At 60.6% G+C, this 24,231-nt stretch carries 29 protein-coding genes and 4 tRNA genes; 8 read left to right on the top strand and 25 right to left on the bottom strand.

Annotated elements, in window-relative coordinates:
- Positions 1–183 precede the first annotated feature (183 nt).
- The 20 genes from rplL to H4V98_RS04620 form a co-directional block, all read right to left on the bottom strand.
- Positions 184–561: a 50S ribosomal protein L7/L12 gene (gene rplL, locus H4V98_RS04715; RefSeq protein WP_196865013.1), complete on the bottom strand. Its 378-nt coding sequence runs from the start codon at positions 559–561 to the stop codon at positions 184–186.
- A gap of 84 nt (positions 562–645) precedes the next feature.
- Complete coding sequence (gene rplJ, locus H4V98_RS04710) at positions 646–1,197, bottom strand: 50S ribosomal protein L10 (protein WP_196865014.1); 552 nt, start codon at positions 1,195–1,197, stop codon at positions 646–648.
- A 277-nt stretch (positions 1,198–1,474) separates the two neighbouring features.
- Positions 1,475–2,170 (bottom strand): 50S ribosomal protein L1, encoded by a 696-nt coding sequence (rplA, locus tag H4V98_RS04705; protein WP_196865015.1) that lies wholly within the window; start codon positions 2,168–2,170, stop codon positions 1,475–1,477.
- Positions 2,167–2,601: a 50S ribosomal protein L11 gene (gene rplK, locus H4V98_RS04700; protein ID WP_196865016.1), complete on the bottom strand. Its 435-nt coding sequence runs from the start codon at positions 2,599–2,601 to the stop codon at positions 2,167–2,169. The genes rplA and rplK overlap by 4 nt, the downstream gene beginning before the upstream one ends.
- Positions 2,602–2,780: 179 nt before the next feature.
- Complete coding sequence (gene nusG, locus H4V98_RS04695; RefSeq protein WP_196865017.1) at positions 2,781–3,380, bottom strand: transcription termination/antitermination protein NusG; 600 nt, start codon at positions 3,378–3,380, stop codon at positions 2,781–2,783.
- Entirely contained in the window at positions 3,380–3,763 is a 384-nt protein-coding gene (gene secE, locus H4V98_RS04690) for a preprotein translocase subunit SecE (protein WP_196865018.1), read from the bottom strand. The genes nusG and secE overlap by 1 nt, the downstream gene beginning before the upstream one ends.
- 133 nt (positions 3,764–3,896) lie before the next feature.
- Positions 3,897–3,972: transfer RNA gene (locus tag H4V98_RS04685), tRNA-Trp, on the bottom strand.
- 23 nt (positions 3,973–3,995) lie between these two features.
- Entirely contained in the window at positions 3,996–5,186 is a 1,191-nt protein-coding gene (gene tuf, locus H4V98_RS04680; protein WP_036807038.1) for an elongation factor Tu, read from the bottom strand.
- A 77-nt stretch (positions 5,187–5,263) separates the two neighbouring features.
- Positions 5,264–5,338: transfer RNA gene (locus tag H4V98_RS04675), tRNA-Thr, on the bottom strand.
- 70 nt (positions 5,339–5,408) lie between these two features.
- Positions 5,409–5,482: transfer RNA gene (locus H4V98_RS04670), tRNA-Gly, on the bottom strand.
- 101 nt (positions 5,483–5,583) lie between these two features.
- Positions 5,584–5,669: transfer RNA gene (locus tag H4V98_RS04665), tRNA-Tyr, on the bottom strand.
- A 108-nt stretch (positions 5,670–5,777) separates the two neighbouring features.
- Positions 5,778–6,515, bottom strand: a complete 738-nt coding sequence (locus tag H4V98_RS04660) for a uracil-DNA glycosylase (protein ID WP_196864923.1) — start codon at positions 6,513–6,515, stop codon at positions 5,778–5,780.
- A gap of 15 nt (positions 6,516–6,530) precedes the next feature.
- A complete protein-coding gene (gene trpC / locus H4V98_RS04655; protein ID WP_196864924.1) occupies positions 6,531–7,322 on the bottom strand; it encodes an indole-3-glycerol phosphate synthase TrpC in 792 nt (263 codons plus the stop codon).
- A gap of 179 nt (positions 7,323–7,501) precedes the next feature.
- Positions 7,502–8,545 carry an anthranilate phosphoribosyltransferase gene (gene trpD, locus H4V98_RS04650; protein ID WP_196864925.1) on the bottom strand — a complete coding sequence of 348 codons (1,044 nt, stop codon included), beginning with the start codon at positions 8,543–8,545 and terminating at the stop codon, positions 7,502–7,504.
- A 36-nt stretch (positions 8,546–8,581) separates the two neighbouring features.
- The gene (locus H4V98_RS04645; RefSeq protein ID WP_196864926.1) at positions 8,582–9,247 is read right to left on the bottom strand and encodes a LysE family translocator; all 666 of its coding nucleotides are present in this window, start codon (positions 9,245–9,247) and stop codon (positions 8,582–8,584) included.
- Between the two features lie 15 nt (positions 9,248–9,262).
- A complete protein-coding gene (gene ltaE, locus H4V98_RS04640) occupies positions 9,263–10,312 on the bottom strand; it encodes a low-specificity L-threonine aldolase (protein ID WP_196864927.1) in 1,050 nt (349 codons plus the stop codon).
- Between the two features lie 57 nt (positions 10,313–10,369).
- Positions 10,370–10,954 carry an aminodeoxychorismate/anthranilate synthase component II gene (locus H4V98_RS04635; RefSeq protein ID WP_196864928.1) on the bottom strand — a complete coding sequence of 195 codons (585 nt, stop codon included), beginning with the start codon at positions 10,952–10,954 and terminating at the stop codon, positions 10,370–10,372.
- Entirely contained in the window at positions 10,951–11,274 is a 324-nt protein-coding gene (locus H4V98_RS04630; protein WP_196864929.1) for a chorismate mutase, read from the bottom strand. The genes H4V98_RS04635 and H4V98_RS04630 overlap by 4 nt, the downstream gene beginning before the upstream one ends.
- A gap of 5 nt (positions 11,275–11,279) precedes the next feature.
- Positions 11,280–12,779, bottom strand: a complete 1,500-nt coding sequence (gene trpE, locus H4V98_RS04625; protein ID WP_196864930.1) for an anthranilate synthase component I — start codon at positions 12,777–12,779, stop codon at positions 11,280–11,282.
- A 110-nt stretch (positions 12,780–12,889) separates the two neighbouring features.
- On the bottom strand, positions 12,890–13,117 hold the full coding sequence (locus H4V98_RS04620; protein WP_196864931.1) for a hypothetical protein: 228 nt from the start codon (positions 13,115–13,117) through the stop codon (positions 12,890–12,892).
- 93 nt (positions 13,118–13,210) lie between these two features.
- On the opposite strand from H4V98_RS04620, the gene H4V98_RS04615 reads away from it, so the two are divergent.
- A complete protein-coding gene (locus H4V98_RS04615) occupies positions 13,211–13,798 on the top strand; it encodes a chalcone isomerase family protein (protein ID WP_196864932.1) in 588 nt (195 codons plus the stop codon).
- Between the two features lie 31 nt (positions 13,799–13,829).
- Here the strand turns inward: H4V98_RS04615 and gph are convergent, their stop codons facing one another.
- Together gph and H4V98_RS04605 are read right to left on the bottom strand one after the other, a co-directional pair.
- Complete coding sequence (gene gph, locus H4V98_RS04610) at positions 13,830–14,552, bottom strand: phosphoglycolate phosphatase (protein ID WP_196864933.1); 723 nt, start codon at positions 14,550–14,552, stop codon at positions 13,830–13,832.
- A 59-nt stretch (positions 14,553–14,611) separates the two neighbouring features.
- Entirely contained in the window at positions 14,612–15,490 is an 879-nt protein-coding gene (locus tag H4V98_RS04605; RefSeq protein WP_196864934.1) for an MBL fold metallo-hydrolase, read from the bottom strand.
- A gap of 77 nt (positions 15,491–15,567) precedes the next feature.
- Here H4V98_RS04605 and H4V98_RS04600 point away from each other — a divergent pair, with 77 nt between their 5' ends.
- Genes H4V98_RS04600 through H4V98_RS04590 form a run of 3 tightly spaced genes read left to right on the top strand, consistent with a single transcriptional unit; the run spans position 15,568 to position 16,772 of the window.
- Positions 15,568–15,894 (top strand): metalloregulator ArsR/SmtB family transcription factor, encoded by a 327-nt coding sequence (locus tag H4V98_RS04600; RefSeq protein WP_036808496.1) that lies wholly within the window; start codon positions 15,568–15,570, stop codon positions 15,892–15,894.
- Complete coding sequence (locus tag H4V98_RS04595; RefSeq protein WP_196864935.1) at positions 15,891–16,325, top strand: YeeE/YedE family protein; 435 nt, start codon at positions 15,891–15,893, stop codon at positions 16,323–16,325. Before H4V98_RS04600 ends, H4V98_RS04595 begins: the two co-directional genes overlap by 4 nt.
- 9 nt (positions 16,326–16,334) lie before the next feature.
- Complete coding sequence (locus tag H4V98_RS04590; protein WP_196864936.1) at positions 16,335–16,772, top strand: DUF6691 family protein; 438 nt, start codon at positions 16,335–16,337, stop codon at positions 16,770–16,772.
- A 145-nt stretch (positions 16,773–16,917) separates the two neighbouring features.
- Here H4V98_RS04590 and rpe read toward each other — a convergent pair whose 3' ends face one another.
- A complete protein-coding gene (gene rpe / locus H4V98_RS04585) occupies positions 16,918–17,610 on the bottom strand; it encodes a ribulose-phosphate 3-epimerase (RefSeq protein ID WP_196864937.1) in 693 nt (230 codons plus the stop codon).
- A gap of 117 nt (positions 17,611–17,727) precedes the next feature.
- On the opposite strand from rpe, the gene apaG reads away from it, so the two are divergent.
- Together apaG and H4V98_RS04575 are read left to right on the top strand one after the other, a co-directional pair.
- Complete coding sequence (gene apaG / locus H4V98_RS04580; protein WP_196864938.1) at positions 17,728–18,123, top strand: Co2+/Mg2+ efflux protein ApaG; 396 nt, start codon at positions 17,728–17,730, stop codon at positions 18,121–18,123.
- 22 nt (positions 18,124–18,145) lie between these two features.
- Positions 18,146–20,110, top strand: coding sequence for a site-specific recombinase (locus tag H4V98_RS04575; RefSeq protein WP_280757840.1), 1,965 nt, complete (start codon positions 18,146–18,148; stop codon positions 20,108–20,110).
- 27 nt (positions 20,111–20,137) lie between these two features.
- On the opposite strand, the gene H4V98_RS04570 is transcribed toward H4V98_RS04575, so the two are convergent.
- Entirely contained in the window at positions 20,138–20,803 is a 666-nt protein-coding gene (locus H4V98_RS04570; RefSeq protein WP_196865145.1) for an IS630 family transposase, read from the bottom strand.
- Positions 20,787–21,266 (bottom strand): helix-turn-helix domain-containing protein, encoded by a 480-nt coding sequence (locus tag H4V98_RS04565; RefSeq protein ID WP_196865144.1) that lies wholly within the window; start codon positions 21,264–21,266, stop codon positions 20,787–20,789. Before H4V98_RS04565 ends, H4V98_RS04570 begins: the two co-directional genes overlap by 17 nt.
- 284 nt (positions 21,267–21,550) lie before the next feature.
- On the opposite strand from H4V98_RS04565, the gene H4V98_RS04560 reads away from it, so the two are divergent.
- Entirely contained in the window at positions 21,551–22,810 is a 1,260-nt protein-coding gene (locus H4V98_RS04560; protein WP_280757301.1) for a cation:proton antiporter, read from the top strand.
- On the top strand, positions 22,800–23,933 hold the full coding sequence (locus H4V98_RS04555) for a YbdK family carboxylate-amine ligase (protein WP_196864940.1): 1,134 nt from the start codon (positions 22,800–22,802) through the stop codon (positions 23,931–23,933). Before H4V98_RS04560 ends, H4V98_RS04555 begins: the two co-directional genes overlap by 11 nt.
- The last annotated feature ends 298 nt before the right edge of the window (positions 23,934–24,231 follow it).

Raw genomic sequence — 24,231 nt, 5'->3', positions numbered from 1 at the left:
TTCAGAAAACACTGGAAAAAAGACTTGTAATCCTTTTTCCACTATTTTTTTATTCCGCGTAAAAGACACTTGTCTTTTTGGGGTGTAAAAGTAAGCGCAGGAGGCAGTGCACTTGGCTGGGCCTCAAACGGGGAAAGGCTGGAAGCCCTTTTGAGGGTTTCCAGCCTTCGCGCAACGCAAGAATTACTTGAGTTCGACTTTCGCGCCGGCGTCTTCCAGCTTCTTCTTGGCAGCTTCGGCGTCGGCCTTGCTGACAGATTCCTTGACGTTCTTTGGAGCGCCGTCGACCAAGTCCTTGGCTTCTTTCAAGCCCAGACCGGTCAGTTCACGCACTGCCTTGATAACCTGCACTTTTTGTGCGCCAGCTTCGAGCAGAACGACATTGAATTCGGTCTTTTCTTCAGCAACAGCAGCACCTGCACCGCCGCCACCAGCAGCGGGAGCGGCCATGGAAGCTGCGCTCACGCCAAATTTCTCTTCGATGGCTTTCACCAGGTCGTTGAGTTCGAGGACCGTCATGCTGTCCAGCACGGTCAAAAATGCGTCTTTGTCGAATGCCATTTTGAATTCCTAAAAAAATTTCTTTAACAGTTGGAGACAAGGCTTGCGCTGTACGCTTCAGCCTGTCACGCAAAGGTCAGTTTGTTACGCCGCTGGGGCTTCTGCAGCTTCGGCGGCGGGCTCTGCAGCCTCTGCCACTTGTTCTGCACCGGCACCACGTTGCGCGGACAATGCTGCAAGAACAGCAGCGGTACGCGAAATAGGTGACATCAGCAAGCCACACAACTGGGCCAACAACACTTCCTTGGAAGGGATACTCGCCAGTTGCTTGACGCCCTCGATGTCCAGGGTTTTCCCAGCAAATGCACCTGCGCGGATCACCAACTTGTCGTTGGTTTTCGCGAAGTCAGCCACTACTTTTGCAGCAGCGACGGCATCAATGGAAAAGCCGTAGATCAGCGGACCGGTCATCTGGTCGGACAAGACTTCAAAGCTGCTTCCTGCCACGGCGCGGCGGGCCAGGGTGTTTTTCAGAACACTCAGGGTCACGCCTTTTTCGCGGGCTTGGCTGCGCAGCTTGGTCATGTCAGCGACCGTGATACCACGGTATTCCGCCATCACGAGCGTTTGAGCTTTAGCGGCGAGGCCTGTCACTTCATCAATGACGGCTTGTTTCTCACTGCGGTTGAGACTCAAGGTCTACTCCTTAAAAATGTGCTGTCGGGTTTTGGCAAATTTGCATCTGCACTCAGCCCTTCAACACGCTCATGTTCAGCGACCAACTGTTTTCAGATTCTTTTCAAAACCATTCAAGCAGCGGGACCGCCATCTGCGTTGGCTGTCTTTCGATTAAGCACACAGTCCGAATGATTTATTAAGACTGTACACACCAACGGTCCTGGATGACCTGCCAAGGAAAACCCCGGCAGCCCACCACCCTGAACAACGCCTAAGCATTGTTCAAATTTTGTCTTTAGGCTGTGATGGATTGTGTGTCAACGCGAACGCCCACACCCATCGTTGACGAGACGGCAACCTTCTTCAAGTACACACCCTTGCTGGTAGCAGGCTTGGCCTTGATCAGCGCGTCGATCAATGCAGCCAGATTGCCTTGCAGCTTTTCTGTGTCAAACGAGCGACGACCGATGGTGCCATGCACGATACCAGCCTTGTCAACACGGAACTGGACCTGACCGGCTTTTGCGTTGCGCACAGCGGTCGCAACGTCAGGCGTCACGGTGCCGACCTTGGGGTTAGGCATCAGACCGCGTGGGCCAAGGATCTGGCCCAGGGTACCGACGATACGCATGGCATCAGGAGAAGCAATGACCACATCAAAGTCCATCTTGCCAGCCTTGATATCGGCAGCCAGATCGTCCATGCCGACAATATCAGCACCTGCGGCTTTGGCTTCTTCAGCCTTGGCACCCTGGGCGAATACGGCAACACGCTTGGTCTTGCCGGTGCCATTGGGCATTACAACTGCACCACGAACAACCTGGTCGGATTTCTTGGCATCGATGCCAAGTTGCACGGCCACATCGATAGACTCATCGAACTTGGCGACAGCGAACTCTTTGACAAGTCCCAGTGCGTCAGGCAATGCGTACAGCTTGTTGCTGTCAACTTTGTCACCGACGGTTTTTTGACGTTTGGTCAGCTTGCTCATACAACACCCTCCACCGTCACACCCATGGAACGGGCAGAACCGGCAATAGTACGGACTGCGGCATCCAGATCAGCAGCAGTCAAATCTTTCATCTTGGCTTTGGCGATATCTTCCAGCTGTGCGCGGGTGATCTTGCCAACCTTCGCGGAATGCGGCGTGGCCGATCCCTTGTCAAGTTTGATGGCTTTCTTAATCATGGAGACAGCAGGAGGCGTCTTGATGATGAAGGTAAAGCTCTTGTCAGCATAAGCGGTAATCACTACGGGTAGTGGTGTGCCCGGCTCAATGCCTTGGGTCTGGGCATTGAATGCCTTGCAGAACTCCATGATGTTCAAACCGCGTTGACCCAAAGCGGGTCCGATCGGTGGGGATGGATTGGCCTTGCCAGCTGGAACTTGCAGCTTAACGAAGCCGACGATTTTTTTCGCCATACTTTTCTCCTTGCGGGTCATAACGCCTGAGATCTGTCAAACGACAGCTCACAAGCTTCCCGGGGGTTACACAACTCAAAACGGATTCTTTGGAATCCTTCACGCCGAGTTGCAAGGCGCAAAATTTTATCTAATCATTCCCAAGTGTTTACTTGGCTTGTTACGAAAAGAAGTGGGTATCAGGTTTTTTCGATCTGGCTGAATTCAAGCTCAACCGGCGTCGCCCGTCCGAAAATCGTGACCGACACACGGACCTTGTTCTTCTCGTAGTTGACTTCTTCCACAGTGCCATTGAAATCGGTGAACGGTCCATCCTTGACGCGGACGTATTCTCCCGTTTCAAACTCGACTTTGTGGCGAGGCTTGTCAGTACCAACCTGCATCTGGCTGACGATCTTTTGCACTTCTTCTTCAGAAATTGGGGAGGGACGGTTTTTTGCACCGCCGACGAAACCCGTGACTTTGTTGGTGTGCTTTACCAAGTGCCAGGTCTCGTCATCCATGACCATTTCGACCAACACATAACCAGGGAAGAATCGACGTTCTGTCGTCTTCTTCTGGCCATTCTTGATTTCTACCACTTCTTCGGTAGGCACCAGGAAGCGCCCAAACTTGGATTGCATGCCGGCACGGTTGATGCGCTCGACGATATTGCGTTCTGCCGCTTTTTCCATGCCGGAATAAGCGTGAACAACATACCATTGCATGCCAGGGGCCAACGCATGGGATGCATCAGCTACAACGACATCTCTGGCGGTCGTATCGTTCAGATCACTCATTATCTTTTCCATCCCAGGATCAAGTCGTAAAACACCCATTCGAGCGTCTTGTCCGTGAGCCACAAAAACAATGCCATCACCACCACAAAGCCGAATACGTAAGCCGTCATCTGGACAGCCTCTTTCCGCTCAGGCCAGACAACTTTTTTAACTTCACGGACCGAGTCACGACCGAAGGCCAGAAACTGCCTGCCAAGTTCTGACGATACAAAAACAAGAACAGCGACAACCAGACCAACAAGCAAGACACCCCACTGCACTAACTGACCTTGCTTGGCCAGCAGATAAAAACCGACAAGAGAGGCCAGCACCAGCACCACAGCCAAGCCCAGCTTGGCTTTGTCCGCATTGGTGCTGACGGTTTCAACTTGAGTAGAGGCCATAGTTGCCGAATTTCCTGTTCAATCTTCGTGCATCCTTGCAGACGCTTGAGCCCACCCGAAGCTTTCAACTCCTGGCGGGCTTGCTTATTATCTTTTCAAACCATCTTCGATGTTGACAACCTCAACAATCGGGTGGCAGGGGCAGAAGGAATCGAACCATCAACCTTCGGTTTTGGAGACCGACGCTCTGCCAATTGAGCTATACCCCTGCATCAAACTTTTAACCAATTAATTACGCGAGGATCTTGGCAACAACGCCAGCGCCCACGGTACGGCCACCTTCGCGGATGGCGAAGCGCAGGCCTTCTTCCATGGCAATCGGGTTGATCAGCTTCACGGTGATCGACACGTTGTCGCCTGGCATGACCATTTCCTTGCCTTCTGGCAACTCGATCGCACCCGTCACGTCCGTCGTGCGGAAGTAAAACTGCGGGCGGTAGTTGTTGAAGAAAGGCGTGTGGCGGCCACCCTCGTCCTTGGACAAGACATAGATCTCGCCAGTGAAGTGCGTGTGTGGCTTGATCGTGCCGGGCTTGCACAGCACTTGGCCGCGCTGCACGTCTTCACGCTTGGTGCCGCGCAGCAAGATGCCGACGTTGTCGCCCGCCTGGCCCTGGTCGAGCAGTTTGCGGAACATTTCCACGCCGGTGCAGATGGTCTTTTGCGTATCGGCAATACCGACGATCTCGATTTCTTCGCCGACCTTGACAATGCCGCGCTCGATACGGCCGGTCACCACGGTGCCGCGACCGGAAATCGAGAACACGTCTTCCACGGGCATCAGGAAGGCGCCGTCAATCGCGCGCTCTGGCAGTGGGATGTAGTTATCGAGGGCGTCGGCCAGCTTCATGATGGCTTCCTCACCCAGCGGGCCCTTGTCGCCTTCGAGGGCGAGCTTGGCAGAGCCGTGAATGATGGGGGTGTCGTCACCCGGGAAATCGTACTTGTCGAGCAGCTCGCGCACTTCCATTTCGACGAGTTCCAACAACTCGGCGTCGTCAACCATGTCGCACTTGTTCAGGAACACGATGATGTAAGGCACGCCCACCTGGCGGGCCAGCAAGATGTGCTCGCGCGTCTGGGGCATCGGGCCGTCAGCGGCCGAGCACACCAAGATAGCGCCGTCCATCTGCGCTGCACCGGTGATCATGTTCTTCACATAGTCAGCGTGGCCTGGGCAGTCGACGTGGGCGTAATGGCGCGCAGCCGTTTCGTACTCGACGTGGGCGGTGTTGATCGTGATGCCGCGCGCTTTTTCTTCAGGTGCCGCATCGATTTGATCGTAGGCCTTGGCTTCGCCGCCGAACTTGGCCGCCAGCACGGTCGCAATCGCCGCCGTCAGCGTGGTCTTGCCATGGTCAACGTGGCCAATCGTGCCAACGTTCACGTGCGGCTTGGTCCGCGAAAATTTCTCTTTTCCCATTTTCAACTCCGAAAAGTTACAAAACTAGTTAACAAACCACCGTTAGCTGCACAGACACACTGCAACCAACTTAAAAATGGTGCCCATTCCGGGAATCGGACCCGGGACCTCTCCCTTACCAAGGGAGTGCTCTGCCACTGAGCCAAATGGGCTGAATTCAAAAACTCTCTTGCGGCAAACGATGCAATGCTGACCTGCAAATTTCCAAGTGCCTCAGCACTCTGGAGCGGGAGACGGGAATCGGACCCGCGTCATTAGCTTGGAAGGCTAGGGTTCTACCATTGAACTACTCCCGCGCAGCCCTGCCAGATCAACTCACACTCAACTCACCTTACAACCCAAAAACTACACGAAACTGTCAAGCTGCGATGCAAACTCAAGAGAATCATTCAGAATTTGGTGGATGGGGCTGGATTCGAACCAGCGTACGCGTTAGCGAACAGATTTACAGTCTGCCTCCTTTAACCACTCGGACACCCATCCTTCAAGCGAATCACGGATTATGCCACTCTTTTTCAAGAAAATATGGATCTCGTTAACAACCCAGCTTTAATCTTTAACACGCCGTGAAACGCTTTCACAAACTGGCAATCAAGCCTTTGGATGTGCCTGACGCCACTCGCGCGCCTGCGAGAAATGCCCGCAGCCAATAAAAGGCAATGGCGGGCGCATGGCGGACAGCGGCGAGGGATGGTTGGCCACAAGCACCTTGTGGCGCGCCTCGTCGATCAGCACGCGCTTGGACTGCGCATGCGCGCCCCAGAGCATGAACAGCACGGCATGATCGCCGGCTGAAACCTGGCGGATCACGTTGTCTGTCAGCATTTCCCAGCCCTTGCCGGCATGACTGGCAGCCTTGCCCTCTTCCACCGTCAGGCAGGTGTTGAGAAGCAAAATGCCATGGGTGGCCCAGTTGACCAGACTGCCGCCAGGCACCGGAAATTTGGGCGGTGGCGTGCCCAGGTCGCGCTGCAGCTCCTTGAAGATATTGCGCAGCGACGGCGGCAGCGCCACACCGGGCGCCACAGAGAACGCCAGCCCTTCGCCCTGCCCCCGCCCATGGTAGGGGTCCTGGCCCAGAATAACGACCCGCACCGATTGGGCGGACGTCAGTTCAAGCGCACGTAAAGGCTGCGGCGGAAAGATCACTGCGCCAGCCTCCAGACGGGCGCGCAGAAATGTCAGCAGCTTGTGCCCGGTGGCACTGGCAAAAAATTCGTCCACGGCCGGGTTCCAGTCAAGCGCAACCGGCCAGTGCGACGGATCGGCACTCATCAACTGGCCGGAATTTGTGGCCTCCGACGTTGGGGAAAAATTTTCCTGCGCCATCACACGCTCCTTTGTTTACTCACCAAACAGTTCGACCAGTGCCTCGCCCGGTTCGTCGGCGCGCATGAAGGCTTCGCCAACCAGGAAGGCGTTGATATTGACATCGCGCAGGCGCTTGACGTCTTCTGGCGTCATGATGCCCGACTCGGTCACCAGCAGACGCTCTGCAGGCACCTTGCCCATCAGCGACAGCGTGGTGTCCAGCGAGACCTCGAAGGTGTTCAGGTTGCGGTTGTTGATGCCGATCAGCGGCGTTTTGAGCATGAGCGCCCGCGCCAGTTCCGCCTCGTCATGCACCTCGACCAGCACCGCCATGTCGAGCGACATCGCCAGCGCCTCGAAAGCCTTCATTTGCGCATCGTCCAGGCAAGCGGCGATCAGCAGGATGCAGTCGGCGCCCATGACGCGCGATTCATAGATCTGGTAGGCGTCGATGATGAAGTCTTTGCGCAACACCGGCAGGCTGCACGACGCTCGGGCCTGCTTCAGGTAGTCGATACTGCCCTGGAAAAACTGCTGGTCGGTCAGCACCGACAGGCAGGCTGCGCCGGCCTCGGCATAGCTTTGCGCAATGTCGGCGGGAATGAAATCGCTGCGCAGCACGCCCTTGGACGGGCTGGCCTTCTTGATTTCTGCAATCACGGCGGGTTTGCCTGCCGCGATCCTGGCGCGCAGCGCGCCGACGAAGTCGCGGGTCTGGACGCGCGATTCGGCGTCCTGGCGCATTGCTGCCAGCGGCTTGCGGTTAAGGGCGTCGGCGACTTCCAGGCGCTTGACGGCAATGATCTTGTTCAAAATGTCACTCATGGGATTCCAGTGGTGGGATTGCGGGCGATGGCTGGGCCTGCCCGGCGGATGAAACGAAGGACTCGGATGAGCCGTTTTTGAGGATTTTCAAAAAGATGCGGTGCATGACGAATCCGGCGACGATAAACACCAGCGACACGCCCGGCGCAATCCAGACACCGGGATCGCGCCATGCTGCCTTAAGCCGAAACCGACTGGCTGAAGGCGACCAATTGCGCCAGTTTAGCCTTGGCGGCTCCTGATTCGATAGCGGTTCGTGCTTTGTGCACGCCCTCCTTCATCGAATTGACGACATTGGCGGCATACAGTGCCGCGCCGGCATTCAGAATCACGATGTCGCGCGGGGCGCCCGGCTGGTTGTCGAGCACGCCCATCAGCATGGCCTTGGACTGCTCGGGTGTTTCAACCCGCAGGGCGCGGTTGCCGGCCATCGACAGGCCGAAGTCTTCAGGATGGATTTCGTATTCGATGATCTCGCCGTCCTTGAGTTCGCCGACCACGGTGGCCGCGCCCAGGCTGACCTCGTCCATGCCGTCCTTGCCATAAACCACCAGCGCGTGCTCGGCGCCCAGGCGCTGCAGGGCGCGGACCTGGATGCCGACCAGGTCGGGGTGGAACACGCCCATCAGGATATTTGGGGCACTGGCCGGGTTGGTCAGCGGGCCGAGGATGTTGAAGATCGTGCGAATGCCGAGTTCCTTGCGCACCGGCGCGACGTTCTTCATGGCCGGATGGTGGTTTGGCGCAAACATGAAGCCGACGCCCACTTCGGCGATGCAGCGGGCAATCGCCTCGGGCGCCAGCTTGAGCGAAATGCCCAGTGACTCGACCACGTCGGCGCTGCCGGACTTGCTGCTGACACTGCGCCCGCCGTGCTTGCTGACCCGGGCGCCGGCCGCCGCCGCTACGAACATGGCGCAGGTCGAGATGTTGAAGGTGTGCGAGCCGTCACCGCCGGTGCCGACGATATCGACCAGATGCGTCTTGTCGGCAACATGCACCTTGGTGGAGAACTCGCGCATCACCTGCGCGGCGGCGGTGATTTCGCCGATGGTTTCCTTCTTCACGCGCAGGCCGGTGATCAGCGCTGCCGTCATGAGCGGCGACATTTCTCCGCTCATGATGAGCCGCATGATGTGCAGCATTTCGTCATGGAAAATCTCGCGGTGCTCGATGGTGCGTTGCAGCGCTTCGCTGGCCGTGATCTTGTGGCTGTGGGGCATGGGGTTTCCTGTTCGGCTTTTTGTTGATGTGAAGGATCAGGTCGTCGGATGATCGGAAAAGGCCAGCTTCAGGCCGAACCCGATGAACATCAGGCCGGCGGCGCGCTCCAGCCCCTGCAGGACATGTTGGACCGACGCCATGCGCCCGGCCATCCAGGCAGCCACTGCGGCCCAGCCAATGTTGACCCACAGGGCATTGAAGTTGAACAGCAGGCCAAGCAGCAGGAACGCCAGCGCTTTGTGTTGCACACCGGGCGCGATGAACTGCGGCACGAAGGCCAGGAAAAACAGCGCGACCTTGGGATTGAGCGCATTCGTCCAGAAACCCTGGAAAAATACACGTTTTAGGGCCTTTGCGCTTTCCGGATAAGCGCGAACAGCTATTGAATTAATAGCAATAGATGCACCCGGCGATGGAGCGCGTGCCAGCAGCATGCGCAGGCCGATCCACACCAGATAGGCGGCGCCTACCCATTTGAGCAGGGTGAACGCGGTGGCGGACGCCGCCATCAGCGCGCTCACGCCAATCGCTGCGGCAAAGATATGCACAAAGCACCCGGCCGTGATGCCCAGGGCCGCGACTATTCCCGTGCGGGCGCCCGAACGCAGCGCATTCGTCACGATGTAAAGCACATCGGGGCCAGGCGTCAGGTTGAGCACCAGGCCGGCGACGACAAACAGCGCAAGGTGGTCAATGCCCATGGACTGGTGCCGGCTTCAGGCGTTGAAAAACTGGCGGATCGTGGCAACTGCGCCATCGACACCAGCGGCATCAACATCCAGGTGGGTGACAAACCGCAGGCGGTACAGCCCCGTGGCCTGAACGCCGTGCGCCGCCAGATGCTGCAGCAAGGCAGCCGACTGGTGGCGCGCGGCCCCGCTCAGGTCAACAAACACGATGTTGGTCTGCGGTGCCTCGACCTGCAGGCCTTCGATGCCTGCCAGCCCGTCGGCCAGCCGCTGCGCCAGCGCATGGTCTTGCGCCAGCCGCACGACATGGTGGTCCAGCGCATGCGAGGCGGCCGCCGCCAGCATGCCGGCCTGACGCATGCCACCGCCGGCCATTTTGCGGATGCGGTGCGCGCGCGCAATGAACTCACGCGAGCCGCACAGCGCTGAGCCAACCGGCGCGCCCAGCCCCTTGCTGAAGCACACCGACACGCTGTCAAAACACTGGGCGATGCGCCGCGCTTCGGTGAAGGCATCACTGCCGGTTTGCAGCGCCTGCGCCACGGCGGCATTGAACAGCCGCGCGCCGTCCAGATGCCGCATCAAACCCCGGTCTTTCGCCAGTTGCGTCGCCTGCTGCAGATAGTCAAACGGCAGCAGCTTGCCGCCCAGTGTGTTTTCCAGCGCCAGCAGCCGTGTGCGGGCGAAATGCGCGTCGTCGGGCTTGATGGCCGCGTCGATGTCAGACAGCAGCAGTGTGCCGTCTGGCTGGTGGTTCAGCGGCTGCGGCTGCACGCTGCCGAACACCGCCGCGCCGCCGCCTTCCCAGCGGTAGCAATGCGCTTGCTGGCCGACGATGTATTCATCGCCGCGCTGGCAGTGCGCAAGGATGGCGCACAGGTTGCTTTGCGTGCCGGTGGGCACGAACAGCGCGGCCTCGAAACCCAGCAGACCGGCGATTTTTTCCTGCAAGGCATTGACGCTCGGGTCGCCGCCAAACACATCGTCGCCCAGCGGGGCCGCCAGCATGGCGTCGCGCATGGCCGGCGTCGGTTGCGTGACGGTGTCGCTGCGCAGATCAATCATTTTTTCAGTCATTTTGGCCTTTGGCGCAAGGTGGACGGGCACAAGCAGCTATTGATTCGGTAGCAAGCATCACGCCTGCTGCGCCAGGAAATTTTTCAGCATCGCATGGCCATGCTCGGTCAGGATGGATTCCGGATGAAACTGCACGCCCTGGATCGGCAGCGTCTTGTGCCGCACGCCCATGATTTCGCCATCGTCGGTCCAGGCGGTGACTTCGAGCACCTCGGGGCAGGACGATTTTTCAATCGCCAGCGAGTGGTAGCGGTTCACCGTGAACTGCTCCGGCAGGCCGGCGAACACGCCCTGCTGCGTGGTGGTGATGACGCTGGTCTTGCCATGCATCAACTCCTGCGCGCGGATGATCTTGCCGCCAAACGCCGCGCCTATCGCCTGATGCCCCAGGCAGACGCCCAGAATCGGCAGCTTGCCAGCAAAGTGCTGGATCGCCGCGACCGAAATCCCGGCCTCGGCCGGCGAGCACGGGCCGGGCGAGATCACCAGGCGGTCGAGCTGCCCGGCGTCGAGTCTGGCGGCCATGTCGGCCACGGTGATCTCGTCGTTGCGGAACACTTCCACCTCGGCGCCCAGTTCGCCAAAATACTGGACGATGTTGTAGGTAAAGCTGTCGTAGTTATCGATCATCAAAAGTTTCATGGCGGGCTTCCTTCCTGGCGCAGGCGCTTGAATTCGCCATGCTCAAATTCAATGGACGCGTCAATCATCGCGCGGTAGGCGGCCTCGATCACGGCTTCGGGCGCGCCCTGCTCTGCCGCCATGGCTTTGACCCGCTCGACGATGAAGTCGATGCGCGCCTGGTCATGCACCTGATCGGCCGCCTGCTTGATGCGCGCGGCTTGCGTCATGTAGCCGCTGCGTTCGGCCATCAGCGCGACGATGCGCTCGTCCAGTGCGTCGATGTTGCGGCGCACGTCGGCCATGCTTTCGCAGTGTTCCACTTTATGCATCAGGGCCATGGCGATCACTCCAGCCCTTCTTCGACCAGTTCACTGGCGCGCAGCAGCGCGCGCGCCTTGGCTTCGGTTTCTTTCCATTCAAGTTCGGCCACCGAGTCGGCGACCACGCCGGCCGCGGCCTGCACATACAGCGTGCCGTCCTTGATGATGCCGGTGCGGATCGCAATCGCCACGTCCATGTCACCGGCGTAGCTGAGGTAGCCGCAGGCGCCACCGTACAGGCCGCGCTTGGTCGGCTCCAGCTGGTCGATCAGCTCCATCGCATGCACTTTCGGCGCGCCGGTCAGCGTGCCGGCCGGAAAGGTCGCCTTGAGCACGTCCATGCTCGTCATACCGTCATTCAAAATGCCCTCGACGTTGCTGACGATATGCATCACATGGCTGTAGCGCTCGACGGCAAAGGCTTCGGTCACCTTCACCGTGCCGGTCTTGGCGATGCGGCCAATGTCGTTGCGCGCCAGGTCGATCAGCATGACGTGCTCGGCACGCTCCTTCGGGTCGTTGATCAGCTCAATCTCGGCGGCCTTGTCGGCTTCCAGCGACGAGGCGCGCGGCCGGGTGCCGGCCAGCGGGCGGATGGTGATCTTTTGCCCCTGCTCGACCTGCTCCTGACGCACCAGGATCTCGGGCGAGGCGCCGACCACATGGAAGTCGCCAAAGTGGTAGTAGTACATGTACGGCGACGGGTTGAGCGAACGCAGCGCGCGGTACAGCGACAGCGGCGACTCGGTGTAGCGCTTTCGGATGCGCTGGCCGACCTGCACCTGCATGAAGTCGCCGCCTTCGATCAGCTTCTTGGCGCGCTCCACGGCGGCAATGTAGTCGGCCTTGGCGAATTCGCGCTCGGCCGGGTAGCCTTGGGAAGGCTTGACGACGGGCGCACTGACTGAATACTTCAGTTGCTCCTTGAGTTCACGCAGGCGCTTCTTGGCATTGGCATAGGCTTCGGGCCGTGCCGGGTCGGCATAGACGATGAGGTAGAGCTTGCCCGACAGGTTGTCGATGACCGCCAGTTCCTCGCACTGCAGCAGCAGGATGTCGGGACAGCCCAGCGTGTCGGGCGGGCAGGTGCTTTCGAGCTTTTTCTCGATGTAGCGCACCGCGTCATAGCCGAAGTAGCCCGCCAGACCGCCGCAAAAACGCGGCAATCCGGGCCGCAGCGCGACCTTGAAGCGCTGCTGGTAGTCGCTGATGAAGTCCAGCGGATTGGCTTTGGAGGTTTCAACCACCTGGCCATCGGTCACGACTTCGGTCAGCGTATCAACACCAAAGCCCGACGAGCGCAGCAGCGTGCGCGCCGGCAGGCCGATGAAGCTGTAGCGACCGAAACGTTCGCCGCCCACCACCGATTCGAGCAGGAAGCTGTACTTGCCGCCGTCTTTTGCATGGGCCAGCTTGAGGTAGAGCGACAGCGGGGTTTCCAGGTCGGCAAAGGCTTCGAGCATCAGCGGGATGCGGTTGTAGCCTTGCGCTGCAAGGCTCTTGAATTCAAGTTCGGTCATCACTGTGTGTCCTTTTACGGAAAAAGCGCTGCGTGTCAAAAACGCGGGCGTCCGTGATTCAAAATGCCCCGAAGTCCGGGGCCGGTAGACGCTTGGCGCAGGGCATGGGCGCATCAGTTCAGGAGATGGCAGCGGTGCCAGTGGCAAGGCAGGCTCAGGGCCATGCGCGCCTCAGGCGTGCCGTGAACGACAGGGGCGCCAAAGCCAGGCTCCCCGGCTTGCAAAAGCTGTTTGAACGATGTGTTGAATGGACATGTTGGCCAAAGTGTAGCAAACAGCCGCAGGCCCCGGCCCAGCACCGAAAAGTCACCGGGCTGCGCTGTGCGATTGGCAACCCTCATGGCAAACCCTTCTTGTGTGCGGGCGGGCAGGGACTGCACAATTGGCCTCGCCAGCGAGCCACCGTTCCATTCCAAATTTTCAGGAGCCTCTTCATGACTTTTCCCAATCGATGCCTGGCGGGCATGGCCGCCCTGATGCTGTCGGCAGGGCTTCTGGCAGCGCCGGTGGAGGTGTCGGGCATCACTCTCGCTGATCCGGTGGAACTGGCGGGCGCCAGGCTGCCGCTGAATGGCGTCGGCATCCGCTACAAGGCGGTGTTCAAGGTCTATGTCGCGGCGCTGTACCTTGAAAAAAAGGCCGCCACCCCGGAGGAGGTCTTTGCCGCGCCAGGTTCCAAGCGCATCAGCATCACAATGCTGCGCGAGATCGACTCGAATGAACTCGGCAAGAGCTTTACCAAGGCCTTTGAAGAAAACGCAGCCAGAAACGAGATGTCCCGGCTGATTCCGGGCCTGCTCAAGATGAGCCAGGTGTTTTCAGACCAGAAAAAAATGCTGCCGGGTGAAAACTTCACCCTTGACTGGATTCCCGGCACCGGCACCGTGATTTCGGTCAAGGGCAAGCCGCAGGGCGAGCCGGTCAAGGAAATCGAGTTTTACAACGCCATGCTGCGCATCTGGCTGGGCACCAAGCCGGCCGACTGGAAACTCAAGGAAGAGCTGCTGGGCAAGGCGGCCTGAACCCCTTCGGTTGCGGCGGCGCTGAGCAGCGTCAGCGCAGTTCAGCCAGTTCGGCCAGCGAATCGACAAAGCCGTCGGCATCCACCGCGCGCACCGGTTCGCCATGGTTGTAGCCGTAGGTCACCAGCAGCACCGGACAGCCCGCAGCGCGCGCCGCCCGGGCGTCGTTGCTGGAGTCGCCAATCATCAGCGTGCGGGATGGCTGCGTTTTCAGGAACTCGCAGGCCTTCAACAGCGGCAGCGGATCGGGCTTCTTGCGCTCGAACGAATCACCGCCGAAGACTTCGCTGAAAAACCCGTCCAGGTTTTTTTGCCTGAGCAGGGTGCGGGCAAAGGCCAGCGGCTTGTTGGTCAGGCAAACAAGCGGCAGCCCGCTTTTGCGCAGCGTGTCCAGGCCTTCCAGCACGCCCGGATAAAGCGTTGAATGCTGGCCATTGATGGCCGCATAGTGCCGCTGGTAGCTGGCCTGGGCGCGTTCGTAAAAAGCGACTGAATCAATAGCTGCATCTGCCCGTCCTGCTTGCGCAAACACATGATTCAGCACTGATTGCACAAGATGCTCGGAGCCCTTGCCGACCCTGCGGCCCACCTCGGCCGAACCGAGCGCCACGCCGGCGTATTCGGGCGGCAACACCTCGGCCAGCATCAGCCTGAGCGCCACCACGAAGTCGCCCAGCGTGTCGACCATCGTGCCGTCCAGATCAATGATGGCGGCGTCGTAGCGGCCGGAATGCAGGCAAACAGCAGGGGTCATCGGGTGGTTCGGTTCATTCAGTTAAACAAGGAAGGGCTGCATTGTGCCCGCAGGTCAAATCAGCCATGCCCCGGCAGGGTGTTGATTGGAATGCGCATGTATGCGATGCCGTTGTCGTCAGCCGGTGGCATCTCCCCGGCACGCACATTGACCTGGATCGCCGGCAGGATCAGCGTCGGCATGTCCAGAGTGGCATCGCGGGCCATGCGCATGGCCACAAATTCGTCTTCGCTGATACCGTCCCGCACGTGAATGTTGCGGGCGCGTTGCTCGGCCACCGTGGTCTGCCATGCGGGTTCGCGCGATGTCGGGGGGTAGTCGTGGCAAACGTAGACCACGGTGTCGGGCGGCAATTGCAGGATGCGGTGGATGGAGCGGTAAAGCTGATGCGCATCACCGCCTGGAAAATCGGCACGGGCCGTGCCCACGTCGGGCATGAACAGGGTGTCGCCGACAAACACCGCGCCTTCTACCCGATACGCCATGTCAGCCGGTGTGTGGCCCGGCACGAGCAGCGCCGTGGCCTGAACCCCGCCGATCATGAAAGTCTCGCCATCCTTGAACAGATGGTCAAACTGCTTGCCGTCGGGCATGAAGCTGCGTTCAAAATTAAACAGCTTGCTGAAGACCGTCTGCACTTCGCGGATGTGTTCGCCGATGGCGATGCGCCCGCCGATGCGTTCCTGCAGGTAATGCGCGCCTGACAAGTGGTCGGCATGGGCATGGGTTTCAAGAATCCAGTCCACTTGCAGCTGGTGCTCTTGCAGGAACGCCAGCACGCGTTCGGCCGATTCCGTGTGGGTGTGGCCGGACTTGAAATCGTAGTCAAGCACCGGGTCGATCACCGCCGCGTGGCGGCTGGCCTTGTCCCACAGCACATAGGTGACGGTGTGGGTGGCAGGGTCGAAAAACGCTTGGGTTTCAGCTTGGATGCGCATGTGAACCTTTTCAATGTATTGACCAATATTATATATACTGGTATATTAAAGTCAACTCAAACCTTGCAGGCAGCCAGATGCTACTTTCCCACCCCGTGATTGACACCGACACCTTGCGCCAAGGCGCAGCCCAGGCGGTTGCCGCCCTGAAGCTGCTGGCCAATGAAGACCGGCTGCTGCTGCTGTGCCAGCTGTCGCAAGGCGAGCTGTGCGTCAGCGAACTGGAGGCGCAGCTGGGCATTCGCCAGCCGACGCTGTCGCAGCAACTGGGCGTCCTGCGCGCCGAAGGCGTGGTGAACACGCGGCGCCAGGGCAAGAACATCTACTACAGCGTGGCTGACCCGGCGATGCTGGAAATCGTTGCGGTGCTGCACCGTCTTTACTGCCCGAAAGAAACCTCATGAACATCGACTGGAACCATTTCACGCCTTGGTCGTCACTGGCTGGCGGCGCTTTGATCGGGCTGGCGGCGGCCCTGTTTTTGCTGCTCAACGGGCGCATTGCCGGCATCAGCGGCGTGCTGGGCGGGCTGCTCAAGCCGGTCGGGGGCGACATCGCCTGGCGCGCGGCATTCGTTCTGGGCCTGGTCGGCGCGCCGCTGGTCTATGGCCTGTTCGCCGGGCTGCCGGTGCTGCAGATTGATGCGGATTACGCCGCCCTGATTGCGGCCGGTCTGCTGGTCGGCGTGGGAACGCGCTATGGTTCGGGCTGCACCAGCGGGCACGGCGTCTGCGGCGTGGCGCGCCTGTCGCCGCGCTCGCTGGTCGCCACCGCCTGCTTCATGGCCGCCGGCTTTGCCAGCGTGTTCGTGATCCGCCATCTCTTGAAAATCTGAGGAGACCCCATGCTTGCATTCACTTCCCTGCTCTCCGGCCTGGTGTTTGGCATCGGCCTGATGGTGTCCGGCATGGCCAATCCGGCCAAGGTGCTGGGCTTCCTTGACCTCTTCGGGCGCTGGGACCCGTCGCTGGCGCTGGTGATGGGCGGTGCGGTCGCCGTCAGCGCCGTGGCGTTTGCCATTGCCCGCCGGCGCAGCGCGTCGCTGCTGGGCGCCACCCTGAAACTGCCCACGGCGCGCCAGATCGACCGCCGGCTGGTCATGGGCAGCGTGCTGTTCGGCATCGGCTGGGGCATTGCGGGCTTTTGTCCGGGGCCGGCGCTGGTCGCGCTCGGCATGGGCGAGGCCAAGGCGCTGGTTTTCGTGGCGGCCATGCTGGCGGGCATGGGCCTGTTTGAATGGCTGGAAACAGCGCGGCGACCCGTGGCCGCGCCTGAGCGCTGAAATTACGGCCCAGCGCCTGCAGGGTTTTGACAGCCTTTCATGCTACTTAATTCATAGCTGCTTATGCAATCTGCGATTGCGGCAGCAGTCTTTTTAATGCCTGAAGTTGCCCTTAACGGTGAAAACTGACACCAGGACGCCCGACTCAGCCTTTGAGCGCGCTCCGCATGGCATCGATCACCGCCTGGTAATCAGGCTTGCCAAAGATGGCGCTGCCGGCCACGAAGGTGTCGGCGCCGGCATCGGCCACGCGGCGGATGTTGTCAATCTTGATGCCGCCATCGACTTCCAGCCGGATGTCACGGCCCGAGGCGTCGATTCGTTTGCGTGCCTGCTCGATCTTGCGCAATGCCGAGTCGATGAAGCTCTGGCCGCCAAAGCCGGGGTTGACGCTCATGATCAGGATCAGGTCGATGTCGTCAATTGTCCAGTCCAGCACGTCCAGCGGCGTGGCCGGGTTGAACACCAGCCCGGCCTTGCAGCCTTTGGCCTTGATGGCCTGCACGCTGCGGTGCACATGGCCGGACGCTTCGGGGTGAAAGCTGATCAGGTCGGCACCGGCATCGGCGAAGGCGGCGGCCAGGCTGTCAACCGGCTGGACCATGAGGTGCACGTCAATCGGCACGGCAGAGCCATCGGCGCGTTGGCAATGGGCTTTTAGCGCCTGGCAGACCATCGGCCCGAAGGTCAGGTTGGGCACGTAATGGTTGTCCATCACGTCGAAGTGAATCCAGTCGGCGCCGCCGGCAATGACGGCTTTGAGCTCTTCGCCCAGGCGGGCAAAGTCGGCGGACAAGAGGGACGGGGCAATGCGGTAGGTGGGCGTGGTGTGGGGCATGCGCAGGATTGTCGCAGCATGCAAAAAAAGGGTACCCCGTCGCAAGACCAGCGACGGGGCCGCGCCAACCCGGGGCGGTTAACATCACGGCCAACCGATTTTCCTGCTGCCCCTGCCATGCCCAAATACCAATTTTCCTGCGACGCCGCCCCCCTTTACCTGCCTGAGCAGTCAGCGCCGGAACAAGCCATCTACGGCTTTTCCTACACCGTGACCGTGACCAACACCGGCGAGGTCGCCGCCCAGCTGATTTCACGGCACTGGATCATCAGCGACGCCAATGGCCACACCGAAGAGGTCAAGGGCCTGGGCGTGGTCGGCCAGCAGCCGCTGCTCAAGCCCGGCGAGTCCTTCCAGTACACCAGCGGCTCGCGCCTGCGCACGGCCAGCGGCACCATGCACGGCAGCTATTTTTGCGTGGCCGAGGACGGCGAGCGCTTCGAAGCGGCGGTTTCCCTGTTTGTACTGGAAGCTTCCGATGCCAACGGCTCTTCCGGGCGCGTCCTGCATTGACCGGGTGGCAGTGAACTCTGCAATGAAGGACCTGGCGAGTCTGCTGGGGGCGCTGGACCCGGACGCCGGACTGGCGGACCGGCATGTCTGGCTGATCAAATTGTTCGAATGGATTCGCGGCGACCGGACCTCGGTTCAGGCCGCCGTAATTCGCGTGCAGGCGTTCATCGACGCGGTGCAAAGACAACCGGCGTTGCGGTCCCGCCTGCAGGCCTGGTGGGCCACGCTGATTCGCACGGTGGACATCACGCCCTTGCTGGCGGATTTCGGCTTTGCGCCGCGCACCGCCTTTGTCAGCGAACTGGCCGAGCGCCTGCGCCGCAAGCTGCTGCCCGGCACCCCGGAAACCACCGACGCTTCCGAACTGTTTCCGCTGGTGGCCACCGCGCGTTTCGACTTCCAGTGGATGAGCGCCCTCGAAGAGTCGCAGGTCGACCAGCTCAGCGCGCTGCTGTCAAGCGACAAGGCGCGCGATACCCAGGACTGGCATTACAGCCTGATGGACGCGCTGACGTATTGCACCGCGCAAATCCGCGCCACCGGTTTTGCGCCCGAATTGCGGCTGCGCATGAACCGGGCCAGCCCGCACGCACGCGCCTTTCATGCGCTGCCCGCCGACGTGCAGGAACTGCGCACGGCGTTTTTCCAGCCCGTGCCTGACGCGCTGGCGCTGCAGGCGGCCGTCAAACAGTACCGCGCGCGGTTGGACGCCTGCCGGCAGGCGGTCAACAGCATTTATGCGCATCTGGAGGAAAACGGCATTTCCCTGGGCATGGTGTTCCGCCTGCGCCAGCTGCGCGCCCGCATGCTGCGCCAGCGCGAACTGCTCGAAGCCCTGCTGTCGGCCAAGCCGGCGATGGCCGCGCTCAAGCTGCTGGCGCGCCGGGTCACGATTGCCCAGGAAAGCAAGAGCATCATCGCGCTGATCAGCACCAATTCAACCCTGCTGTCGGCCAAGATGGCCGAGCGCAGCGCTGAAACCGGCGAGCACTACATCACGCGCAACCGCGCCGACTACAAGGAAATGCTCGGCAAGGCGATGGGCGGCGGCGCCATCACCGCGCTGACGACGCTGCTGAAATTCATGGTCGTGGCCGTCGGCCTGTCGGCGTTCTGGAGCGGCTTCTGGGCAGGGCTGATGTATGCCGCCTCGTTCATCCTGATCCAGCTGCTGCATTTCACGCTGGCCACCAAGCAGCCGGCCATGACCGCGCCGGCCATGGCCGCCAAGCTCAAGAACATCGACTCGGACGAGTCCACCTCGACGCTGGAAGATTTTGTCGACGAGGTCACGCACCTGGTGCGCTCGCAGGTGGCAGCGGTGTTTGGCAACGTCTTCATGGTGGTGCCGGCGGTGCTGCTGGTCAATGCGGCGATCGAACTGCTGCTCGGCCGCCCGATGATCGGCGCGGACAGCGCCCGGCATGTGCTGGAATCGCTCACATTGCTCGGCCCGACGCTGCTGTGGGCGGCCTTCACCGGGGTGGTGCTGTTTTCGGCCAGCATGATTGCCGGCTGGGTCGAGAACTGGTTCGTGCTGCACCACCTGGACTCGGCGATGCGGCACAACCCGCGTTTTACCGCCGTGCTGGGCAACGAGCGCGCCGCCCGCTGGTCGGTGTTCATGCGCGAGCATATATCCGGCTTTGCCTCGAACATTTCACTGGGCTTCATGCTTGGCCTGATTCCGGCCTTTACCGGTTTTTTTGGTCTTGAACTCGAATTGCGCCATGTCACGCTCTCCACCGGGCAGCTGGCCGCAGCTGGCGCATCGCTCGGGCTGGAGGCCTTTCGGCAAGCGGCGTTCTGGTTGAGCGTGGCGTCGATTCCGCTGATTGGCGCGCTCAACCTGGGCGTGAGTTTTTACTTTGCCTTCCGGCTGGCGCTGCAGGCGCACAACGTCAGCAAGCTCGACCGTGCCCGCATCCGTTCCGCCATCTGGGCACGCTGGCGCAGCCATCCCCTGCGATTTTTCATCCCCCGTTAACATAGGCGTTTTCGCCCTAGTAGACAGTCAACCTGATTCGTTGTCTGCGTGCGGATAGACCCAAGCCATTTTTTGGCGTGCCTTGCTTAAGTTGAATTGCCAGCGTATTGGTTTGGCCTCAGCATTTCTGTGCGCACAGATCGCATCAAGTTCGCGTTGCAATTGCTCTTTATCGGAGATCCTCTTCTTGAAGACCGTGCGGCCCAGGACTGCAAACTCCAGCTCGGCGATGTTGAGCCATGAGCCATGCTTGGGCGTGTGCCTGATCTCGATTTTCTTGGCCAGTCGGCGTGCCTCTTCTGGCGCAAATGTGGTGTAGAGCGCACCCTTGGTGTGCGTGTTCAAGTTGTCGCAGACCAGCGTGATCTTCTGGGCTTTGGGAAACATCCCGTCAAGCTCCTTGCACACGGCGGCGAAATCAGTCTTTTTGCGATGCTCCATCACCAGGCATTTGCGCAGCCCAGCCGCTGGCTGGCAGATCATCATCACTTCTGCCACGCCGCAGCGCTCGTATTCGCAATCCTCGCGCCGGGGCCGTCCTGGTGCCCCCGGCATCGCCTCGCGTACCTCCCGCAGTAGCTGAAACGGGCTTTCATCGAAACACACCACTGGATTTTTCTCGTGGAGCGGGAGTCCGTAAATTTCAATGACGTCCTCCATGCAAGCGACGAACTCTTCATCGACTTTTGCGATGCACCACTCCTGCTTTTGCCACGGCTTGAGTTCGCTTTTTTAAAAGCTGGCGCACGCCTTCATGGCTGTATGACTGGGCAAAGCCGAGTTCCACGATTTTCGAGCCCAGCAGGCGTAAGGTCCAGTGGTCGTGCCCATCGGGTGCTTTTGAGCAGGCGATCGCCGTAATCATCGCCGCTTGCTTGGCGTCAAGCTTGGGTTTGGAGCCCGGGCGGGGCAACTCACCCAACGCGGCCTCCAAGCCGCCTTCAGCGAGACGCTTTCGGATTTTTAAAACGGTAGGTAACGAGACATCCAAGGCTAGGCAGATATCTTGATTGAAGTGGCCTTTGGCAAGTTTGGTCAAGATACGCGCGCGGGTGATCACGCGAGCGCTGTTGACGCCCTTGTGGATGATGGCGAAAAGATGCTCTTGCTCGTCATCGCTGAGTTCGATTCTGTTAGGCGATGTGATTCGTGGCATGGCCGTCTCCAAGTGGTTTCGGAGAATATCGCCCACAAAACTGGCAAAAGTAACCCAGCAGAAAAATTTAGACTTTAATTAACGAATCAGGTTGACTGTCTACTAGTCTTACATGAAGATTCGGACAAGGACTGTAAATTTAAGAAACATTGTTGTTTTCCCCCCTTGGCGCATGCCGGTTTGTTTTGACCGGATGGAAGCCTTTTCAAGGTTGGGGCTGCTGTCAGGGCACCCGCCCTGCCCGGGCAGTTCAGCCCCCCATCCTCGTGTGGAGAGATCACCCTATGAATGAACTCATGACCATCTGGGCCGAATGGATCAAGCCTTCGGCCGGGCTGCCGACCGTGCAATGGTCCATTTTGCTGGCGCTGGCTGCCGTTGCCGGCCAGCTCGTCAACCGCTACACCGGCCTGCCCAAGGTCATCGGCTATTCGGCCGTCGGCGCCTTTGCCGGACTGGCCGGCTTCACCGGCGCAGCCTGGCCGCTGCAGGGAACCGGCCTGTTCCTGCTCGAGCTCGGCGTCGCGGTGGTGCTGTTCGAGGCGGGCGGGCGCATATCGCTGCGCTGGTTTCGCCACAACCCGATGCTGCTGGTCCAAAGCGTGGCCGAATCCGCACTGACCTTTTTCGGCGTGCGCTGGCTGCTCAGCAGCTTTGGCATGCCGGCGGTGGTGGCCGAATCATTGGCATTGGTCGCCATGGCCGCGTCGCCGGCAGTGCTGTCGCGCGTGGCCATCGACACGCGCGCTGCCGGACCGGTCACCGAGCGGGCGCTGGCCTTGTCAACGCTCAGCAGCCTGTACGCGCTGACGCTGTGCAGCGCCCGGGCCGGCATGCTGCCGCGCGGCGAAGCCGGCCTGTCAAACACGCTGCTGCCGGTGCTGGTGGTGCTGGGCCTGTCGGTGGTGGTCGGCGCGGTGCTGGCGCTGGTGCTGCGCGCTGCCCTGCGGGTGATGAGCCCGACCAGCGAGAACACCGCCATCCTGCTGCTCGCGATGATTGCCGCCGGCGCCGCGCTGGCGGCCAACTTTGGCGGCTCGGCGCCGCTGGCGGCGTTGCTGGGCGGCATGCTGCTCAAGCAGCTCAACCCGCGCCCCTGGTCCTGGCCCCGGCAGATGGGCACCGCCTCGTCAATGCTGACCATGCTGATGTTCGTGCTGGTGTCGGTGGTGGCTGCGCAGGCCGACTGGAGCCGGCCGGTTGCCGGCCTGGTCATCGGCCTGGTGCTGGTGCGCATGCTCGCCAAGGTGGCCGGCGTGTCGCTGGGCAATGCCCGCAGCGGCGCCAGCTGGAAGCAAAGCCTGTGGGTCGGTTGCGCCATGTCGCCAATGTCGTCGGTGGCGCTGCTGCTGGTGTCGCAATATGTCGCCGCGTCGGGACCGATCGGCGACCAGGTTGCCATGGTGGCGCTGCCCGCCATCCTGCTGATGGAAGTGCTGGGCGCCGTGCTTGCCACCGTGGCGCTGTACCGCGCCGGCGAATGCTCCAAACCCTGGGCGCCGGTGGTGCGCGCCGTTTCAACCGGACCGGTCCATGAGTCTTGAACATTTCGAAAAATCAGCCGCCCTGTCGCTGGGCGTCGAGCTGGAAATGCAGCTGGTCAACACCCACGACTACGACCTGGCGCCCTACGCCGAGGACATGCTGCGGCTGATGACCCAAATCCCGCTGCCCGGCGCGGTGGTGCCCGAGATGACGTCGAGCATGATCGAGGTTTCGACCGGCATTTGCCACACCTCCTCCGAGGTGCTGGGCGAGTTGACGCAGATTCGCGATGCGCTGGTCAAGTGCGCCGACAAGCTCAACATTGCCGTGGTCGGCGGCGGCACCCACCCGTTCCAGCAGTGGCACGAGCGCCGCATCTACGACAAGCCACGCTTTCGCGAGCTGTCCGAGCTCTACGGCTACCTCAGCAAACAGTTCACCATCTTCGGCCAGCATGTGCACATCGGCTGCCCCGACGCCGACACCGCGCTGCTGACGCTGCACCGCATGTCGCGCTACATTCCGCACTTCATCGCGCTGTCGGCGTCCAGCCCCTATGTGCAGGGGCAGGACACGGCGTTTGACTCTGCGCGGCTTAACTCGGTGTTTGCCTTTCCGCTGTCGGGACGCGCGCCGTTCGCGCTGACCTGGGACGAGTTCACGGTCTACTTCAACAAGATGGCGCACACCGGCGTGGTGAAAAGCATGAAGGACTTCTACTGGGACATCCGGCCCAAGCCGGAGTTCGGCACCATTGAAATCCGTGTCTTCGACACGCCGCTGACCATCGAGCGCGCCACCGCGCTGGCCGGCTATGTGCAGTCGCTCGGCTGCTGGTTCATGAACGACGACACCTTCATGCCGACCGAAGACGACTACCTGGTCTATACCTATAACCGTTTCCAGGCCTGCCGTTTCGGCCTGGACGCGGTGTATGTGGACCCGGCCACAGGTGGCCACATGCCGCTGCGCGAACACATTTTGTTAACCATGGACCGCATTGAACGCCACGCCGCCAGCGTGGGCGCCAGCGCGTCCATCGACCTGCTGCGGCGCAGCGTCGAGCGCAACGACAACGACGCCCGCTGGCTGCGCGAACGCCAGGGCGAGGAGCGCCTGCTGGCCGAAGTCATCCGCCAGGCGGCCGATCGGTTTCGTGGCGGCACGCATGCCGCGCCGTAACCGCCAAGCAAAAAAAACAGAAAAAACATGCTTATGCGCAAGTCCAACAAGCACTTATTGCTACTTAATAAATAGCAATATTCCACCTTAGGAAACCGCCTTCTGCTTAGCAACAGTCAGGACGACAGCAGAAATAAGGGCATTGCCAACCGCAGCAAGTGCCTTTTACAAACACACCGAAACTGCAACCAACGCCACCGCCTGATGGCCAGCGTGCACACCGCACCCACAGCTTTAGCAGCACGCGGCTCCCGACTGCGTTACAAGCATTACCAAATGGCACGGTATTTACGCTATG

Source organism: Polaromonas sp. CG_23.6, from assembly GCF_029892315.1.
In the GTDB taxonomy this organism is placed as follows: domain Bacteria; phylum Pseudomonadota; class Gammaproteobacteria; order Burkholderiales; family Burkholderiaceae_C; genus Polaromonas.
Note: the sequence above shows the minus strand (reverse complement) of the source record. Positions and strands in the feature narration are given on the sequence as shown.

Bases quoted from the DNA above. Each gene is read 5' to 3' on its own strand.
- rplL (WP_196865013.1), bottom strand. From the start codon at position 561: ATGGCATTCGACAAAGACGCATTTTTGACCGTGCTGGACAGCATGACG.
- rplA (WP_196865015.1), bottom strand. From the start codon at position 2,170: ATGAGCAAGCTGACCAAACGTCAAAAAACCGTCGGTGACAAAGTTGAC.
- rplK (WP_196865016.1), bottom strand. From the start codon at position 2,601: ATGGCGAAAAAAATCGTCGGCTTCGTTAAGCTGCAAGTTCCAGCTGGC.
- nusG (WP_196865017.1), bottom strand. From the start codon at position 3,380: ATGAGTGATCTGAACGATACGACCGCCAGAGATGTCGTTGTAGCTGAT.
- secE (WP_196865018.1), bottom strand. From the start codon at position 3,763: ATGGCCTCTACTCAAGTTGAAACCGTCAGCACCAATGCGGACAAAGCC.
- tuf (WP_036807038.1), bottom strand. From the start codon at position 5,186: ATGGGAAAAGAGAAATTTTCGCGGACCAAGCCGCACGTGAACGTTGGC.
- H4V98_RS04660 (WP_196864923.1), bottom strand. From the start codon at position 6,515: ATGGCGCAGGAAAATTTTTCCCCAACGTCGGAGGCCACAAATTCCGGC.
- trpC (WP_196864924.1), bottom strand. From the start codon at position 7,322: ATGAGTGACATTTTGAACAAGATCATTGCCGTCAAGCGCCTGGAAGTC.
- trpD (WP_196864925.1), bottom strand. From the start codon at position 8,545: ATGCCCCACAGCCACAAGATCACGGCCAGCGAAGCGCTGCAACGCACC.
- H4V98_RS04645 (WP_196864926.1), bottom strand. From the start codon at position 9,247: ATGGGCATTGACCACCTTGCGCTGTTTGTCGTCGCCGGCCTGGTGCTC.
- ltaE (WP_196864927.1), bottom strand. From the start codon at position 10,312: ATGACTGAAAAAATGATTGATCTGCGCAGCGACACCGTCACGCAACCG.
- H4V98_RS04635 (WP_196864928.1), bottom strand. From the start codon at position 10,954: ATGAAACTTTTGATGATCGATAACTACGACAGCTTTACCTACAACATC.
- H4V98_RS04630 (WP_196864929.1), bottom strand. From the start codon at position 11,274: ATGGCCCTGATGCATAAAGTGGAACACTGCGAAAGCATGGCCGACGTG.
- H4V98_RS04620 (WP_196864931.1), bottom strand. From the start codon at position 13,117: ATGAGGGTTGCCAATCGCACAGCGCAGCCCGGTGACTTTTCGGTGCTG.
- H4V98_RS04615 (WP_196864932.1), top strand. From the start codon at position 13,211: ATGACTTTTCCCAATCGATGCCTGGCGGGCATGGCCGCCCTGATGCTG.
- gph (WP_196864933.1), bottom strand. From the start codon at position 14,552: ATGACCCCTGCTGTTTGCCTGCATTCCGGCCGCTACGACGCCGCCATC.
- H4V98_RS04605 (WP_196864934.1), bottom strand. From the start codon at position 15,490: ATGCGCATCCAAGCTGAAACCCAAGCGTTTTTCGACCCTGCCACCCAC.
- H4V98_RS04600 (WP_036808496.1), top strand. From the start codon at position 15,568: ATGCTACTTTCCCACCCCGTGATTGACACCGACACCTTGCGCCAAGGC.
- H4V98_RS04595 (WP_196864935.1), top strand. From the start codon at position 15,891: ATGAACATCGACTGGAACCATTTCACGCCTTGGTCGTCACTGGCTGGC.
- H4V98_RS04590 (WP_196864936.1), top strand. From the start codon at position 16,335: ATGCTTGCATTCACTTCCCTGCTCTCCGGCCTGGTGTTTGGCATCGGC.
- rpe (WP_196864937.1), bottom strand. From the start codon at position 17,610: ATGCCCCACACCACGCCCACCTACCGCATTGCCCCGTCCCTCTTGTCC.
- apaG (WP_196864938.1), top strand. From the start codon at position 17,728: ATGCCCAAATACCAATTTTCCTGCGACGCCGCCCCCCTTTACCTGCCT.
- H4V98_RS04575 (WP_280757840.1), top strand. From the start codon at position 18,146: ATGAAGGACCTGGCGAGTCTGCTGGGGGCGCTGGACCCGGACGCCGGA.
- H4V98_RS04565 (WP_196865144.1), bottom strand. From the start codon at position 21,266: ATGCCACGAATCACATCGCCTAACAGAATCGAACTCAGCGATGACGAG.
- H4V98_RS04560 (WP_280757301.1), top strand. From the start codon at position 21,551: ATGAATGAACTCATGACCATCTGGGCCGAATGGATCAAGCCTTCGGCC.
- H4V98_RS04555 (WP_196864940.1), top strand. From the start codon at position 22,800: ATGAGTCTTGAACATTTCGAAAAATCAGCCGCCCTGTCGCTGGGCGTC.